This window comes from Amycolatopsis sp. lyj-109 (assembly GCF_046548995.1).
Classification (GTDB): Bacteria; Actinomycetota; Actinomycetes; order Mycobacteriales; family Pseudonocardiaceae; genus Amycolatopsis.
Genome location: NZ_JAJPWR010000003.1, coordinates 122,731 through 139,277, shown reverse-complemented (window position 1 = coordinate 139,277; position 16,547 = coordinate 122,731). Strand labels below are relative to the sequence as shown.

Annotated in this window: 15 protein-coding genes; 9 read left to right on the top strand and 6 right to left on the bottom strand. The window is 70.6% G+C overall.

What is annotated here, in order from left to right; genetic code table 11:
- The first annotated feature begins 54 nt into the window (after positions 1-54).
- Complete coding sequence (locus tag ACLJQF_RS08025) at positions 55-1,944, top strand: acyl-CoA dehydrogenase (RefSeq protein WP_410607583.1); 1,890 nt, start codon at positions 55-57, stop codon at positions 1,942-1,944.
- A 62-nt stretch (positions 1,945-2,006) separates the two neighbouring features.
- On the opposite strand, the gene ACLJQF_RS08020 is transcribed toward ACLJQF_RS08025, so the two are convergent.
- Positions 2,007-2,771 carry a DUF2382 domain-containing protein gene (locus ACLJQF_RS08020; protein WP_410607582.1) on the bottom strand — a complete coding sequence of 255 codons (765 nt, stop codon included), beginning with the start codon at positions 2,769-2,771 and terminating at the stop codon, positions 2,007-2,009.
- A gap of 307 nt (positions 2,772-3,078) precedes the next feature.
- On the opposite strand from ACLJQF_RS08020, the gene ACLJQF_RS08015 reads away from it, so the two are divergent.
- Positions 3,079-3,552 (top strand): carboxymuconolactone decarboxylase family protein, encoded by a 474-nt coding sequence (locus tag ACLJQF_RS08015; RefSeq protein WP_410607581.1) that lies wholly within the window; start codon positions 3,079-3,081, stop codon positions 3,550-3,552.
- 199 nt (positions 3,553-3,751) lie between these two features.
- Positions 3,752-4,099 (top strand): hypothetical protein, encoded by a 348-nt coding sequence (locus ACLJQF_RS08010; RefSeq protein ID WP_410607580.1) that lies wholly within the window; start codon positions 3,752-3,754, stop codon positions 4,097-4,099.
- Positions 4,100-4,231: 132 nt separating this feature from the next.
- Here the strand turns inward: ACLJQF_RS08010 and trhA are convergent, their stop codons facing one another.
- Positions 4,232-4,873, bottom strand: coding sequence for a PAQR family membrane homeostasis protein TrhA (gene trhA / locus ACLJQF_RS08005; RefSeq protein WP_410607921.1), 642 nt, complete (start codon positions 4,871-4,873; stop codon positions 4,232-4,234).
- A 114-nt stretch (positions 4,874-4,987) separates the two neighbouring features.
- On the opposite strand from trhA, the gene ACLJQF_RS08000 reads away from it, so the two are divergent.
- From ACLJQF_RS08000 to ACLJQF_RS07990, 3 genes are all read left to right on the top strand, one after another.
- Positions 4,988-5,764 (top strand): isoprenyl transferase, encoded by a 777-nt coding sequence (locus ACLJQF_RS08000; protein WP_410607579.1) that lies wholly within the window; start codon positions 4,988-4,990, stop codon positions 5,762-5,764.
- Positions 5,765-6,215: 451 nt separating this feature from the next.
- Entirely contained in the window at positions 6,216-7,508 is a 1,293-nt protein-coding gene (locus ACLJQF_RS07995; protein ID WP_410607578.1) for a PhoH family protein, read from the top strand.
- Positions 7,509-7,673: 165 nt separating this feature from the next.
- A complete protein-coding gene (locus ACLJQF_RS07990; protein ID WP_410607577.1) occupies positions 7,674-10,757 on the top strand; it encodes an amidohydrolase family protein in 3,084 nt (1,027 codons plus the stop codon).
- 68 nt (positions 10,758-10,825) lie between these two features.
- On the opposite strand, the gene ACLJQF_RS07985 is transcribed toward ACLJQF_RS07990, so the two are convergent.
- Complete coding sequence (locus ACLJQF_RS07985) at positions 10,826-12,265, bottom strand: GuaB1 family IMP dehydrogenase-related protein (RefSeq protein WP_410607576.1); 1,440 nt, start codon at positions 12,263-12,265, stop codon at positions 10,826-10,828.
- A gap of 44 nt (positions 12,266-12,309) precedes the next feature.
- Between ACLJQF_RS07985 and ACLJQF_RS07980 the strand changes: the two genes are divergently transcribed.
- Together ACLJQF_RS07980 and ACLJQF_RS07975 are read left to right on the top strand one after the other, a co-directional pair.
- Entirely contained in the window at positions 12,310-12,777 is a 468-nt protein-coding gene (locus ACLJQF_RS07980) for a DUF309 domain-containing protein (RefSeq protein WP_410607575.1), read from the top strand.
- Between the two features lie 5 nt (positions 12,778-12,782).
- The gene (locus tag ACLJQF_RS07975; protein WP_410607574.1) at positions 12,783-13,268 is read left to right on the top strand and encodes a hypothetical protein; all 486 of its coding nucleotides are present in this window, start codon (positions 12,783-12,785) and stop codon (positions 13,266-13,268) included.
- Positions 13,269-13,302: 34 nt separating this feature from the next.
- Here the strand turns inward: ACLJQF_RS07975 and ACLJQF_RS07970 are convergent, their stop codons facing one another.
- The gene (locus ACLJQF_RS07970; protein WP_410607573.1) at positions 13,303-13,926 is read right to left on the bottom strand and encodes an MBL fold metallo-hydrolase; all 624 of its coding nucleotides are present in this window, start codon (positions 13,924-13,926) and stop codon (positions 13,303-13,305) included.
- 97 nt (positions 13,927-14,023) lie between these two features.
- Here ACLJQF_RS07970 and ACLJQF_RS07965 point away from each other — a divergent pair, with 97 nt between their 5' ends.
- Entirely contained in the window at positions 14,024-15,238 is a 1,215-nt protein-coding gene (locus tag ACLJQF_RS07965; RefSeq protein ID WP_410607572.1) for an NADH:flavin oxidoreductase/NADH oxidase family protein, read from the top strand.
- On the opposite strand, the gene ACLJQF_RS07960 is transcribed toward ACLJQF_RS07965, so the two are convergent.
- Entirely contained in the window at positions 15,235-15,849 is a 615-nt protein-coding gene (locus ACLJQF_RS07960; protein WP_410607571.1) for a Pr6Pr family membrane protein, read from the bottom strand. The genes ACLJQF_RS07965 and ACLJQF_RS07960 overlap by 4 nt on opposite strands.
- Positions 15,850-15,952: 103 nt before the next feature.
- Entirely contained in the window at positions 15,953-16,393 is a 441-nt protein-coding gene (locus tag ACLJQF_RS07955) for a hypothetical protein (RefSeq protein WP_410607570.1), read from the bottom strand.
- Positions 16,394-16,547: the final 154 nt, after the last annotated feature.

Below are 16,547 nucleotides of genomic sequence, written 5' to 3'. Positions count from 1 at the left end.
AGGCTGACTACCAACGAGTAGGAAGCCTGCCGTTCGTCCTTTCCGGAGGTAGCCGTGGACGTCCCCGAAGTGCCCTCGAAGGTGGATCCGGACGCAGTGACCGCCGTCCTCGACGGTCGCTGGGCCGAGTTGCGCCGCGGGGTGCGGGCGCAGATGGCCGAGACGCGGTTCCGGGACCCGGTCGACCTCGGCATCGAGGCGCACCGCGCCCAGGTGCTCGACCAGCTGCGCGCGCTCGCCGAGACCGACCGCCCCGGCCTGGGCTTCGACCCGGCGTACGGCGGTGGTGGCGACGTCGGCGGCTCGGTGACGTCGTTCGAGATGCTCGGCTACGGCGACCTGTCGCTGATGGTGAAGGCCGGCGTCCAGTGGGGCCTGTTCGGCGGGGCCGTCCAGCTGCTCGGCACCGAGCGCCACCACGAGCGGTACCTGCGCGGGATCATGGACCTCGACGTGCTGGGCTGCTTCGCGATGACCGAGCACGGCCACGGTTCCGACGTCCAGCACCTGCGCACCACGGCGACCTTCGTGGACGGCGGGTTCGTCATCGACACGCCGGACGCCATGGCACGCAAGGAGTACATCGGCAACGCGGCCCGCGACGGCCGGCTGGCGGTGGTCTTCGCGCAGCTGATCACGGGCTCGGAGTCGCGGGGTGTGCACGCGTTCCTCGTGCCGATCCGCGACGACGACGGCGCGCCGATGCCCGGGGTGTCCATTGAGGACTGCGGCCCGAAGGCGGGCCTCAACGGCGTCGACAACGGACGGCTGGGCTTCGACGACGTCCGGGTCCCGCGCGAAGCCCTGCTGAACCGCTTCGGCGACGTCGCCGAAGACGGGACGTACTCGAGCCCGATCGAGAGCGACAGCCGCCGGTTCTTCACGATGCTGGGCACGCTGATCCGCGGCCGGGTGAGCGTCGCGGGCAGCGCGGGCAGCGCCACGAAGCGCGCGCTGGCCCTGGCGATCCGCTACGGCGAGTTCCGCCGCCAGTTCGCGAAGCCGGACGGCGACGAGGTCGTCGTCCTGGACTACCTGGCCCACCAGCGGAAACTCCTGCCGGCGCTGGCGAAGACGTACGCGCTGCACTTCGCCCAGGAAGAGCTGGTCTCGAAGCTGCACGACATCGACGCGTCGGCGCCGGAGGAGGAGCAGCGCGAGCTGGAGTCGCGCGCGGCCGGGTTGAAGGCGCTCACGACGTGGCACGCGACGGCGGCCATCCAGACCGCGCGCGAGGCGTGCGGCGGCGCGGGCTACCTGGCGGAGAACGTGCTGCCCGGGCTGAAGGCCGACACCGACGTCTTCACGACGTTCGAAGGCGACAACACGGTGCTGCTGCAGCTGGTCGCGAAGGGCCTGCTGACCAGCTACAAGCAGGATTTCGAGGACCTCTCGCCGCTGGCGACGGCCCGGTTCTTCACCGACCAGGTGGTCAACGCGTTCCTGGAGCGGACGTCCGTGCGCAAGGCGCTCGAGTCGCTCACCGAAGGGTCCGACTCGGAGGTCTTCTTCCGTCGCGAGTGGCAGCTGCGGCTGTTCGAGGACCGCGAGGACCACGTCGTGGAAGGCGTGGCGAAGCGCCTGCGCAAGGCCGCGTCCGACCCGTTCGGCGTGTTCAACGCGGCGCAGGACCACGTGCTGCGCGCGGGCCGCGTCCACGTCGAGCGCCTGGTGCTGGCGGCGTTCACGGCGGCGATCGAGCGTTGTTCGGATCCCGACGCCCGTTCGCTGCTGGAGCGCGTCTGCGACCTCTACGCGTTGTCGGCGATCGAAGACGATCTGGCCTGGTTCCTGGGCCACGGCCGCCTGACGGCGTCGCGCGCGAAGGCCGTCACCTCGGCGGTGAACCGGCTGTGCTCGGAGCTGCGCCCGCACGCGCGGACGCTGGTGGACGCGTTCGCGATCCCGGAGCAGTTCCTCGCGGCGCCGATGCTCACGTCCTGACGGCGCACCCCAGGGTGGTAACCCGGACGGGTGGCCGGTACCGGCCACCCGCCCGGGCGCCGTCACGACCGGCGGTGCTTGCGGTCGTCGTCGGTGACCTCGAACTGCTCCTTGCGGACCTTGCCGGACACGGTCTGCTCGTCGGTGACCGTCTCGGTCCGCAGCCGTGCCCGCTCGACCGGCACGGTTTCCTTGCGCACCACGGGTTTCTCGGCGTGCAGGACGACCTCCTGTTCGGCCTCGCCGATCTCCGCCGTGCCGTCGCCGCGGGTGATCGGCTCGCGTTCGACGCGCACCTCCTCGTGCCGCACCGGCACGGTGACCTGCTGTTCTTCGGTGACGACGTACTTGCGCAGCCGCACGTGCCCGGTCTTGACCTGCTCGGTGCCGACGTTCAGCCGTTCCTCGGAGCGCGTCATGGCCCGGTCTTCGCGCTTCCCGTCCATGGCGGCCTTGCCGCTGTCCCTGCCGCGGTCCGTGCCCCGGTCCATCCGCCCGTCCGGCGACGTACGCGGCACCGGCAGGCCGTAGTGCTGGTAGAGCTGCGTGCTCTCTTCGGGCGAGAGGTGCCCGTCGGCGTCGATGCGGGGCGCGTCGGAGACGCTGTCCTTGTCGACCTGGACGTGGACGCCGTCCTCGTCCGTGCGTGCGCCGGAGAGCGGGACGAAGCTTTCCTTCGTGCCGAACAGTCCGGTCTTGACGGTGATCCACTCGGGCTGGTGCGTCGCGTCGGCGAGGTAGACGTTGCCGACCTTCCCGAGCTTGTTGCCGTTCGGGTCGACCACGGCGCTGTCGATGAGTTCTTCGGGCTGCAGGGTCCTGGCCATCGCGGTCGTGCTCCTTCCACACGTCGATTCCTTGATGAAGCCCACCGTCGGCCCCGCCGGCGACCACGGCAACCGTCGTGGTGTACCCGTGGGTGACCCCTGAACGTGATCGTTTGAACCGTCTCCGGCGGGCCAGGTCCGGCGGCGTCCGCAGGTGGGGCGCGGTGCCGCCGGCGTGACCGGCCACGGCCGCGGGGACGCGAAGGTGTGGTCTGAATTCGGCGTGACCGGCGTCACTTCCGGCGCTGTCACAACGCTGTCGCCCGGGTCGTCAAGGGGGTGAAGCAGACGATGGAAGGGGAACGACATGGAAGCCCGGCTCAACATGTTCGAGAACGAGATCACCGGCAAGTTCGTCAAGCGCCTGATCGCGGCATCCCGCCCGGTCGAGGAGTCGTCGCTCCCGAGGGCGACGCAGGAGCTGGTGAAGATCCGCGCGAGCCAGATCAACGGCTGCGGCATGTGCCTCGACATGCACACGAAGGACGCGGCGGCCGAAGGCGAGACGGCGGTCCGCCTGGCAATGGTGGCGGCGTGGCGCGAAGCGGTGGTGTTCACCGAGCCGGAGCGCGCGGCCCTGGCGCTGACGGAGGAGGGCACCCGCCTGGCGGACGCGCACACCGGCGTCACCGACGAGACGTGGGCCGCGGTGCGCAAGCACTACGACGACGAGCAGATCGGCGCGCTGATCGCGCTGGTGGCCACGATCAACGCGTGGAACCGGCTGAACGTGATCGTCCGCAACCCGGCGGGCGAGTACCAGCCGGGGATGTTCGGCTGAGGAGGCCCTTCACCTGCCGTGCGGCGTCTGTCCAGCTTGGATGGTGACAACCGCACGGCGGTGGAACCCCTGACCGTTGCACAGGTCTGGGGCCACCGCCCGGCGTAAGCTGTTTGAGTGCCGGGACGGGTGATGTTGTCCAAGCCATCGAGTGATGTCGATAAAGGACTGACGCGGATCGCCCGATGACTTTTTCATGATGAAAAAGACGCTCTTCGCAGCCGCAGTCATCGGTGGCGCCATGCTCGCTGTTGCCGCCCCGGCTTCCGCCGGCGAGGGTCACCACCCGGGTGGCGGTGGCATCAGCATCGGCGACAACCTGTGCGCGGCTCCGTGGCAGTGGAACGGTCCCATCGAGGCGCTGCACGCGGGCCACGCGCCCTCGTACGCGGCGTGTAACAACAACTCCACCGGCGGCGGTCACGGTGGCATCAGCATCCTCAACAACGCGTGCCTGCTGCCCTGGCAGTGGAACGGTCCGCTGGAGCTGCTGACGGTCGACCACAACCCGTCGTACGTCGCCTGCAACGGCAACTCGGCGGGCTGACGAAAGAAGGAGTCCGTGGGTGGGTGGTTGAGTGTGCATCAGCCACCCGCGGTCCATCTTCGCGAAAAGCGCGGCCATTCACTCGATGTCGAGTGAATGGCCGCGCTTTTCGCGTTTTACTACGGGCGGGAATCAGGCGTACATGGCCAGCCAGATCGCGATGTAGTGCGAAACCGCGGCCAGCACCGTGCACGCGTGGAAGAACTCGTGGTACCCGAACGTCTCAGGCCAGTGATTCGGCCACTTCACCGCGTAGAACACCGCGCCCAGCGTGTAGAACAGCCCGCCCACGCACAGCAGCACCAGCGCGCCGGCCCCGGCGTGCGAAGCCAGCTCCGGGAACACGAACACCGCGACCCAGCCGAGCGCGATGTAGATCGGCACCCCGAGCCAGCGCGGCGCGTTCGGCCACAGCATCTTCAGCGCCACGCCGGCGATCGCCCCGCCCCAGACGATCGACAGGATCACGTAGCCCGTCGGCTTCGACATCGCCAGGAGCGTGAACGGCGTGTACGTCCCGGCGATGAACAGGAAGATCATCGAGTGGTCCGCGCGCTTCATCCACTTGTACGCGCGGGGGCTCCAGAACTTGCGGTGGTACAGCGCGCTCACGCCGAACAGGCCGAGCACCGTCAGGCCGTACACCGACGTCGCCAGTGCGGCGACCGGGGACACTGTGGACGCCGCCACGCTGATCAGGGTCGCCGCCGCGGCCAGGGCACCGAAGAACGTCCAGAAGTGGATGTGCCCGCGCAGCCGGGGGCGGAGGTCCACTACGGGCTCGGGTGGTTCCGTCTTCAGGCTCACACATCCAGGTTACGGCAGCGTAGGTTCTCCAGCAGTGCTCAAGTCACACGCCTCACATCGGGGTGCGTAGGCTGACTCGACGTGAGTGTTCGCTCGTTCTTGTCCGACGTCGTGTACAGCGCCTACGGCAGGCGCCTGATCCAGCAGGCCGCCGGGCGGCATCCCCGGCACATCGCCATCATGCTCGACGGCAACCGCCGGTGGGCCCGTGAAGCGGGCTTCACGGACGTTTCGGACGGGCACCGCGCCGGGGCGAAGAAGATCGCGGACTTCCTGAGCTGGTGCCAGGAGGCCGACGTCGAGGTCGTCACCATGTGGCTGCTGTCCACCGACAACCTCAACCGCGACCCGGACGAGCTCACGCCGCTGCTGAAGATCATCACCGACGTCACCGACGAGCTCGCCGCGCCCGGGACGCCGTGGCGGCTGCGGATCGTCGGCGCGCTCGACCTGCTCCCCGCCGACGTCGCGAAGCGGCTGAGCGAAGCCGCCGTCCGGAGCGAGGGGCGGAGCGGGATGGAGGTCAACATCGCGGTCGGCTACGGCGGGCGGCAGGAAATCGCCGACGCCGTACGCAAGCTGCTGCTGCAGCACGCCGACGAGGGAACTTCCATTCACGAGCTGGCGAAGATCCTCGACGTCGACCACATCTCCGAGCACCTCTACACGTCGGGCCAGCCGGACCCCGACCTCATCATCCGCACCTCCGGCGAGCAACGGCTTTCCGGCTTCCTGCTGTGGCAGTCCGCGCACTCCGAGTTCTGGTTCACCGAGGCGTACTGGCCCGCCTTCCGGCGGGTCGACTTCCTGCGTGCCATCCGCGACTACGCCTGGCGGCACCGCCGGTTCGGCTCCTAGACAACCCGCAAAGCCGCTGGTCATGCCGCCTCGGAGACACTCCGAGTTGATTTCGGACGACCGACGGTGAGGTGACGATCTGGCGAATCACCGTGTTGGCTCCCTGCGCGACGCCGGATTCGTGGGTACCTTCCGAGGTGAGGGCGCGCGTTCCGTGCGGGTCCTCGCGGGAGGCCCTGGTCGTGGCGGTGATCGAGGGGGCGGCTCAGCCGCCCACGAGACGCTCGAGGGGGCCGGCACCCGGCCCTCGTGGCCGCACCGCCTGACCAACCGGTCAGGAGGAGTGGTCCAGCCAGGGAGGTGCCCGGCCCAGCGAGTGCGGGCGTGAGGTGCACACGCCCTCGAGGGAGATGCCGTCGTGACTGCGCAGCGTTTGCCCCGTAAGGCCTCTGGCCACTCTTCGACCGGTGCCGTTCCTGGCCCGGAGAAAGCGCCCGAATCCCAGCAGCACATGTACGTGCTCGACACGTCGGTCCTCCTTTCGGACCCGTGGGCGGTCACTCGGTTCGCCGAGCACGCTGTCGTGCTTCCGCTGGTCGTCATCAGTGAACTGGAGGCCAAGCGCCACCACCCGGAGCTGGGCTGGTTCGCCCGGGAATCCCTGCGCATGCTCGACGACCTGCGCCGGCAGTACGGCAGGCTCGACGCGCCGCTCCCCATCGGGGACCACGGCGGCACGCTGCAGGTGGAGCTGAACCACTCGGACCCGTCGGTGCTCCCGTCCGGGTTCCGGACGGACTCCAACGACCACCGCATCCTCGCCTGCGCGCTCAACCTGGCGGCGGAGTTCCCGGCGGTCACGCTGGTGACGAAGGACATCCCGCTGCGGGTCAAAGCGGGTGCGGTCGGGTTGGAGGCCGACGAGTACCGCGCGCAGGAAGTGACGCCGTCGGGCTGGACCGGCATGGCGGACGTCGACGTCGAACAGGACGTGCTCGACACGCTGTTCGGCGGCGGCACCGTCGACCCGGTCGAGTACGGCATGGACGAGCTCGCCGAACTGCCCTGCCACACCGGGCTGCGGCTGCTCGCGGGCAGCTCCAGTGCGCTGGGACGGATCACGGCGGACAAGCGCATCCGGCTGGTCCGGGGCGACCGCGAGGCGTTCGGCCTGCACGGCCGCAGCGCCGAGCAGCGCGTCGCGCTCGACCTGCTGCTCGACTCCGACGTCGGGATCGTGTCGCTGGGCGGCCGGGCAGGCACCGGCAAGTCGGCGCTCGCGCTCTGCGCCGGCCTCGAGGCGGTGATGGAACGCCGTCAGCACCGCAAGGTCGTGGTGTTCCGGCCGGTCTACGCGGTCGGCGGTCAGGACCTCGGCTACCTGCCCGGGTCCGAGAGCGAGAAGATGCAGCCGTGGGCGCAGGCGGTGTTCGACACCCTCGGCGCGCTGGTCAGCCAGGAGGTCCTCGACGAGGTCTTCGACCGCGGCATGCTCGAGGTGCTTCCGCTGACGCACATCCGCGGCCGGTCGCTGCACGACACGTTCGTGATCGTCGACGAGGCGCAGTCATTGGAACGGAACGTCCTGCTCACGGTGCTTTCGCGGCTCGGCACGGCGTCGCGGGTGGTGCTCACGCACGACGTCGCCCAGCGTGACAACCTGCGCGTCGGACGGCACGACGGCGTCTCGGCGGTGATCGAGAAGCTCAAGGGCCACCCGCTGTTCGCGCACGTGACCCTCACCCGCTCCGAACGCTCACCGATCGCCGCCCTGGTCACCGAGATGCTGGAGGACCACGGCTGATCAGCCTGCCGCACTTGTCGTGAGTGGTAATTCGGGTTAGAACCCTAATTACCACTCACGACTGCGGCCACCAGCTGGGCAGTTCTTTCCGCCTTTGCCGGACATCCGGTGAAAAACCCGCTCGGCCGCTATGCCGTCGATCCCGGGCTGGGCATAGTTGGCCGGATGGGGCCGGAAAATCTTTCACGTCGTGAGCTTCTCGTCCGAAGTGGCGCAGCCGCCGCCGCACTGACCGTGGCCGGGGCGGGGGTCGCCGAGGCCGAACCGGACGTGCCGCCGGACGCCGGGCGAGACGGCGTGGTGCTGCGGGAGGGCACGAACATGTCCGCCGCGCTGTCCCCGGACAGCCGGTGGATCGCGGTCGACCTGGTCACCGGGATCTGGGTGCTGCCCGCCGCCGGCGGCCGCGCCCGGCGGCTCACCGACGACCTCCAGGACGCCACGCTCCCCAGCTGGTCGCCGGACGGCCGCCGGATCGCGTTCCAGTCGTACCGCGACGGCAACTTCCACCTCTATGTCATCGATGTCGCCGGTGGTACGCCCCGCAAGCTCACCAGCGGGCGGTTCGACCACCGGGAGCCCGTGTTCTCCCCGGACGGCACCAAGATCGTCTTCAGCGGCGACCGGGACGGCAGCTATGGCATCCACCTGCTGGACGTCGCCTCGGGAGCGATCACCGCGGTGGCCTCCACGGTCGACGAAGAGGCGTCGCCGCGGTGGTCGGCCGACGGCACGAAGATCGTCTTCACGGTGAACGACACCGCCATCGACGTCCTCACCCTGGCCACCGGCGCCCGCACGCGCCTGGTCACCGCGACCGGCGCCGACAAGCTCTACGGCCCCGCGTCGGGTCCCGGCGGGCAGCCCAGCTACCTGCGGCTGCGCGGCGCCGAAGCGGACCTCATGCTCGGCGACCGGCAGCTGACCAAGGGCGAGGACGTCTTCGGCTTCGCCGCGAACTGGTCCGGGGCCGCCGTGCTCTACACCGCCGACGGGCACCTCCGGTGGCGCGAGCAGTCCGGCGCCGTCAAGGACGTCCCGTTCGAAGCGGGCGTGTCCACGGCACCGCGCGACTACCGGCGGCGGGTCCGTGACCTGGACTCGGCCGCGCCGAAGCCGGTCCGGGGCATCGCCGGTCCGGTGGTGTCCAGGGACGGCAAGCGGATCGCGTTCCGGGCCCTCAACGCGATCTACGTCGTCGCGGCCGGCGGTGGCAGGCCGCAGCGGCTGATCGACGACGGCTACTTCACCTCCGACCCGGACTTCCACCCGGACGGGACGAAGCTGCTCTACACGAGCGACCGGCTCGGCACCGCCGACCTGTGGCTGCGCGACCTCGGCACCGGCGAGGACACCGTCCTCACCCGGCTGGCTGGCGCCCAGGTCGCGCCGCGGTGGTCGCCGGACGGCGGCCGGGTGGCCTACGCCGACCAGGACGGCGCCACGTGGATCTACGACGTGGCCTTGGACAGTGCCCAGCAGGTGACGCCGCCGCTGTTCATGCCGGGCCGTCCCACCTGGTCGCCCGACGGGTCGGTCCTCGCGCTCGCCGCGGTCAAGCCGTACTCGCGGCGGTACCGCGAAGGCACGAGCCAGATCCTCACGGTCGACCTGAAGACCCAGGAACTCCGCTACGCCGAACCGATGCCGTTCCGGTCGCTCGCCACCCGCGGCGACGACGGTCCACTGTGGTCACCCGACGGCCGGTACCTCGCGTTCACCGTCGAAAGCGTCGCCTGGATCGCCCCGGTCGACGGCGCCGGACGGCTGATCGGTGCGCCGCGGCAGGTCACCCACGAGGTCACCGATTCCTTGGCCTGGCAGGGAAACGACGCGCTCGTGTACCTGTCGAAGGGGCAGCTCAAGGCCCAGAAGATCACCGGCGGCGAGCCGCGCACGATCCGGCTCGACTTCACGTGGGCCCGCCCGCGCCCGCCGCGGCGGACCGTCATCCACGTCGGCGCGGCGTGGGACGGCGTCGCCCGGACACTGCGGCGGGACGTCGACATCGTCGTCGAAGGCGGCCGGATCGCCGACGTCCGGCCGCATCGGGACGCACCCGGCACCGTCGACGCGCACGACCTGACCGCCATGCCCGGGCTCGTCGACATCCACAACCACTGGCACCTGCGCGGCAGGCAGTGGGGTGACCGGCAGGGCAGGCTGTGGCTGTCCTACGGCATCACCACGACCCGCTCGCCCGGCGACCCGGTGTACCAGATGCTGGAGACGCGCGAGGCCCTGGAATCCGGAAACCGGGTCGGGCCAAGGTACTTCGGCACCGGGGAAGCCATCGACGGCTCCCGGATCTACTACAACTTCATGCGGCCGACGCTTTCGCCCGAGCAGCTGAACCTGGAGCTGTCCCGCGCGGTCGAGCTGGAATACGACATGATCAAGACGTACGTCCGGCTTCCGGTGGCCTCCCAGCAGGCGGTGGTCCGCGCCGCGCACCGGGCGGGTATCCCGCTGTCGTCGCACTACCTGTACCCGGCGGCGAACATCGGCATGGACGCGATGGAGCACACCGGGGCCACCAACCGGCTCGGATACTCGCACACGGTCAGCCGCATCGGCCGGTCGTACCAGGACGCGATCGCCCTGTTCGCCCGCTCGGGGATGTCGGTCACGCCGACGTTGTTCAACTCCAAGGCGTTGTACGCGGACGACAAGTCGCTCGTGACCGACGAGCGCACGGAGGTCCTTTTCCCGCCGTGGGAATACGCGCAGCTCAAGACCGCGGCGGAAGCCGCGGGCACCCCGGAGAACGCGTACGTTCGCCGGGTCCTCGCCGGGAACGTCGACATGGTGCTGCGGATCCACCGGGCAGGCGGGTTCGTGGTCACCGGCACGGACTCCCCGCTGGACAACGTGGCCGTCTCCACCCACCAGAACCTGCGCGCCATGGTCGCGTTCGGGTTCACGCCGTACGAGGCGCTCACCACCGCCACCCGCAACCCGGCGCGGTGGCTGGGGCTGGAGGACCGGGTCGGGGTGCTCAAGCGAGGTGCCTACGCCGATCTGTCACTCGTGTGTGGCAATCCGCTGCAGGACATCAAGGCGGCCGCCAACGTCCGCACCGTGGTGGTCGGCGGGGTGCTGCGGACGGTCGGCGAGTTGCTGGCGCCCTACCGGGGCCAGCCAGGCGCGCGGGCGGCCACCGAGGTGGCGCCCGCTGCCCGATCGGCCGAGAAGCAGCACTGGTGGCACGTTCCGGAGTGGTCGGAACACGTCTGCTGCGCGGGCTGAGGAGTCTGCCGCGGCTTGTCGTGAGTGGTAATTCGGGTTAGAACCCTAATTACCACTCACGACCGCGGTCACCAGCCGGAGGGGAGGGGGCGGCCTTCGGCGAAGCCGGCCGCCGACTGGACGCCCAGCAGCGCGCGCTCGTGGAACTCCTCCAGGGTGCGAGCGCCCGCGTAAGTGCAGGAAGAGCGCACGCCGGAGCCGATCGAGTCCAGCAGGTCCTCGACGCCCGGGCGCTGCGGGTCGAGGGACATCCGCGAAGTCGAGATGCCCTCCTCGAACAGCGCCTTGCGCGCGCGGTCGAACGTGTTGTCCGTCCGCGTCCGCGCGCCGACCGCGCGCTTCGACGCCATGCCGAACGACTCCTTGTAGGGCCGCCCCTGCTCGTCGAAGCGCAGGTCACCGGGAGATTCGTAGGTGCCGGCGAACCACGAGCCGACCATCGCCGCGGACGCGCCCGCGGCCAGCGCCAGCGCGACGTCGCGGGGGTGGCGGACCCCGCCGTCGGCCCAGACGTGCTTGCCCAGCTCGCGCGCGGCGGCCGCGCAGTCGGCGACCGCGGAGAACTGCGGGCGGCCCACGCCGGTCATCATCCGGGTCGTGCACATCGCACCCGGCCCGACGCCGACCTTGACGACGTCGGCGCCGGCCTGGATCAGGTCGCGCGTTCCCTCGGCGGTGACCACGTTCCCGGCGACCACCGGGACCTGTGGCGACACCGACCGGACGGCCTTCAGCGCGGCGATCATCTTCTCCTGGTGCCCGTGCGCGGTGTCGACGACCAGCACGTCGACGCCCGCGGCGAGCACGGCCTCGGCCTTCGCCGCGACGTCGCCGTTGACGCCGACCGCGGCGGCGACGCGCAGCTTGCCCGCGTCGTCGACGGCCGGGGTGTAGACCTCCGCGCGCAGCGCCCCGACGGCGGTCAGGACGCCCGCGAGCCGGCCGTCGGCGTCCAGGCCGAGCGCCAGGTGGGCGCCGTGGCCGTTCAGCAGCTCGAACACCTCACGCGCCGGCGTGGTCAGCGGGACCGCGACGGCCGGCGGCTGCGCGACGTCGGCGAGCCGCGCGAAGCGGTCCACGCCCGCGCAGGCCGCTTCGTCGACGATGCCGACCGGACGGCCTTCGCCGTCCACGACGACGACGGCGCCGTGTGCGCGTTTGTGGACCAGGTTGAGGGCGTCGGCGACCGCGTCGCCGCCGGTGAGCACCAGCGGCGTGTCCCAGACCGGGTGACGGCTCTTCACCCAGCCGACGATCTCGCCGACGGCGGAGCTGTCCACATCTTGGGGCAGCACCACCAGGCCACCGCGACGGGCGACGGTCTCGGCCATCCGGCGGCCGGCGACCGCGGTCATGTTCGCGACGACGATCGGGATGGTCGCGCCGGTGCCGTCCGCGGTGGAGAGGTCGACGTCGAAGCGGGACTCCACGTCCGAACGGTTCGGGAGCAGGAACACGTCGTCGTAGGTCAGGTCGTGGGCGGGCCGATGGCCGTCGAGGAAACGCACGAGTCCCCAGACTACCTGCCGAGCGCGTGGCAGGATCTCAGGGTATGAGCCGCCGCGACCGGGACGCCGAGGGACGGGCACGCAACGCACGGCCGCGTGACGGCCTCGGCCGCCCGCTGCCGTACGGCTCGGACGGCGTCGAGCGCCAGCCGGAAGGCATCGCCAGGACGCCCGCGCAAACGCTTGCGGAAGCCCAGCAGCTGCTCGACGACGGCAAGCCGTTCCACGCGCACGAGGTCTTCGAGGACGCCTGGAAGACCACCGACGGCCCCGACCGCGAGATCTGGCGCGGCCTCGCGCAGCTGGCGGTCGGGCTGACGCACGCGGCGCGCGGCAACAACGTCGGCGCGGTGTCCCTGCTGGAGCGCGGGGCGGCGAACATCGAGCCGTTCCGGGGCGAGCCACCGCACGGGATCGACGTCGCCGGGCTGCAGGAGTGGGCGCGAAGCCTGGCCGAAGAGGCCAAGGAGCGGGTGCGGGTGTCGCCGAGCGTGCCGCGGCTGACGTGCTGACGGCGGTGAGCGCCGCGGCCATCGCGGCGATCGCGTCGCTGGTCGGCGTGACGCTGGGCGCGCTGGTCGAGCCGCTGAAGCTCAACGCCGCGCGGCGGGCGAAGCAGCGACAGGAACGCGCAGACCGCTGCGGCAGGTTGATCGAGGCCGCCGCCCGGGCCCGGCAGCACCTCGTCAGCCTCAACGTCAACCACCGCCAAGGCGAAGCCGGCGCCGAGCGGGTCGCGGCCTACGAGGACGAGTACTACACCGTGCGGGCGGAGATGCGGTCCTTGCTCGGGCTCCTGGTCATGAGCGGGCCGGACGAACTGGTCGACGCGGCCAAGAACGTGCGGAAGAAGGACATGGACCTGCACCACGTCCGGCACGCGCCGGACGACGGGGGCGAGTTCACCCGGGCCGTGCTGCCGACGGTCGTCCGGGAGGCCGTGGTCGCCCTGGACCGTTCGATCGAGGAGTTCGCCCTCGTCGCCCGGAAGCACACCTCTTGAGAAGGGGGCACTTTCACGTGAAAGTGCCCCCTTCTCAAGGCTGGTCCCAGCCGTCCGATGCGGCCTTTTCGGCGCCGATCGTGGTGCCCTCGCCGTGTCCGGTGTGGACTTTGGTCGCGTCCGGGAGGGCGAACAGCTTCTCGCGGATCGAGTGCACGATCGTCGGGTAGTCCGAATAGGACCGGCCGGTGGCGCCGGGGCCGCCGTGGAACAGGGTGTCGCCGGTGAACAGGATGCCCAGTTCCGCCGCGTACAGGCAGACCGCGCCGGGTGCGTGGCCCGGCGTGTGGATGACGCGGAGCTCGGTGCCCGCGATGGTGATCGCCTGGCCGTCGGCCAGCTCGCCGTCCGGGGCGCGGTCCGGGTGCGTGAGGTCCCAGACGACCCGGTCGTCCGGGTGCAGCAGGATCGGCGCGCCGGTCGCGGCGGCGAGCTCCGGGGCGGCGTTGACGTGGTCGTTGTGCGCGTGGGTGCAGACGATCGCGGCCAGCTTCCGCTCGCCCACGACGTTTTCGATCGCCTTCGCGTCGTGCGCCGCGTCGATCACGATCACTTCCGCGTCGTCGCCCACGATCCACACGTTGTTGTCGACGTCCCAGCTGCCTCCGTCGAGCCGGAAAACGCCGGAGGTCACCAGGTTCTGCACGATCGCCGTCATGCGCCCGACCCTAGTGGTCATTCGACAGGTAGTTGACATACCAACGGTATGCTACTGTCGAGTCATCTTACTGTGAGTAAGTTCGAGAGGTGACGCGATGACCCGGGACCTCCTGGCCGAGCCGCTGAAGCTGCGGTGCGGCGCGGTGCTGCCGAACCGCCTGGTCAAGTCGGCGCTGAGCGAGCAGCTCGGCGACCGCCGCAACGCGCCCACCCGCGAGCTCGCCGAGCTGTACCGGACCTGGGCCCGCGGCGGCGCGGGCGCGCTGATCACCGGGAACGTCATGGTCGACCCGGCCGCGCTCGGCGAGCCGCGCAACGTGGCCGCGACGCCGGATCCGGCCGGCTACCGGCCGTGGGCCGCCGCGGTCGAGGGCACGGACACGCGGCTGTGGGTGCAGCTGAACCACCCCGGCCGGCAGAGCCCGCGGTACCTGTCGCGGGAGCCGGTGGCGCCCTCCGCCGTACCGTTCGGCAACCGGGGCATCCGGACCGCCTTCGCGGCGCCGCGCGCGTTGACCGGCGAAGAGATCGAAGCGATCATCGAACGCTTCGGCGTCGCGGCGCGCACGTTCGTCGAAGCGGGCTTCACGGGCGTCCAGATCCACGGCGCGCACGGCTACCTGGTCTCGCAGTTCCTGTCCCCGCTGACGAACCTGCGGACCGACGCCTGGGGCGGCGCCGCCGTCCGCCGCCGCCGGTTCCTGCTCGAGGTGGTCCGGCGGGTGCGCGCGGCGGTGGGGGGCGACGTGCCGGTGTCGGTCAAGCTCAACAGCGCGGACTTCCAGCGCGGCGGCTTCACCGAGGACGAGTCCCTGGAGGTCGTGCGCGAGCTCGGCGAGGCCGGGCTGGACCTGCTGGAAGTCTCCGGCGGGACGTACGAGAAGGCCGCGATGATGGGCTCCGGGCGCGCGAGCACCGAGGCGCGCGAGGCGTACTTCCTGGACTACGCGGCGAAAGCGCGTGAAGTCTCCGACGTCGCCCTGATGGTCACCGGCGGCTTCGCCACCCCGGGCGGGATGGAAGCAGCGCTGCGCTCGGGCGAGGTCGACGTGATCGGCCTAGGCCGACCGCTGATCGTCAACCCCGATCTGCCCGCCCGGCTGATCGACGGCGAGGACGTCCGCGCGGCGCGGCTGTGCCCGAAGACCGGCATCCGGCCGGCCGACAGCCTCCTGGAGATCCAGTGGCACACCCGGCAGATGCACCGGATCGCCGCCGGTAAGCCGGTCGACCGGCGCGGCGCGCTCCCGACCCTGGTGCAGGCCGGGCTCACCGACGGGCTCAACGCGTTCCGCCGCGTCCGCGGTTAGGCCGGTTCGAGCCGCGCGAACCGGCGGTCGTACAGGAACGCGCCCGCGGTGAGCGCGGTGAAGAAGAGCCCGATGAAGAGGCAGTTGAGCGTCACCAGGCCGTAGCCGAGCGCGCCCGCGTCGACGAACGGGTACGGGTAGAAGCCGGTCAGCGCGCCGCGCGGGAGCGTGAAGGCGAGCCACGTCAGCGGGTAGAGCAGCGACCACCAGACTGTGCGCCACGAGAGGGCTCCGCGCGGGCCGGCCAGGAGCCAGCCGAGCACGAACAGGATCGGCGTCACCTTGTGCAGCATCGTGTCCGCGAAGAACGCGAGGCCGTGCAGATCGTGCAAGCCGGCGAGGGCGACCTGGTAGACGATGCCGGTCACGATGATGCCGGCCAGCGCGTCGAGCCAGAGAACGGCGAACAGCCGGCCGCGGACCAGGCCCAGCGCGACCAGCGTCGAGACGAGCGTGACCAGCAGGTTCGAATCGATCGTGAAGAAGCAGAACAGATTCGCGACCTGTCCGCCGGGGTCGCTCGCGGTGAGGGCCACCTGGGTGACGAGGCCGGTCAGGGCGACCGCCGCGGTGACCCCGAACCAGGCTCGGGTGAACTTCTCGCTGCGCATCGCCGGAGCGTACCCGTGGGTAACTCCACAGTGGACCCCTCGAAGGTGTCGAGTTCCGGCGGCCAGGGGGCTGCCCAGCGCGTGGACAGCCCCGGGGGTGCGGTTACGTCGCGAGGAGCGAGTCCCGGAGCGCGACGAACGCCTCGTACTCCGCCTTCTGCTCGACCGGCAGCTGGTAGGCGACAGCCAGGAGCTTCGTCACGGACGGGATGATGCTCAGCCGGAACGTCCGGCCGTCGGTCGTCTTGATGACGAACCGGCCCTGCAGGTCGCGCTTCTTGACCGAAGCCCGGTTGGCGTCGTTGATCGTCAGCGGCGTGCCCGCCGTGACGGCGCCGTTCTTCTCCTCGAGCGGGACGAGGACGAGATCGGTCTGCCCCGGCTTGAAGCCCAGCGCGAAGTTGGCGACCGAGGTGGTCCGGAAGACCAGGTAGTTCTTCTGCCTGATTTCCGCGGCGTACACCTTGGTGTAGCTCGACCCGTCGGCGACGGCTCCGTCGAAGGCGGCGTGGATGGCTGCCTTCATCTGTTCCTTGCTGACCACTTGGGTTGCTCCTCCATGACCGCTCGGGAAGCGAGCGGGATCGGTGTGAAGGAGCGCACTCTAGGGATCGCCGCCACCGGGGCGTGTCGGCAAAATTCTCGTCAGTTCGAGCCGGGAGGCGGCGTCCGGCGGGCCGGACGTCGCCTCCGTGGGC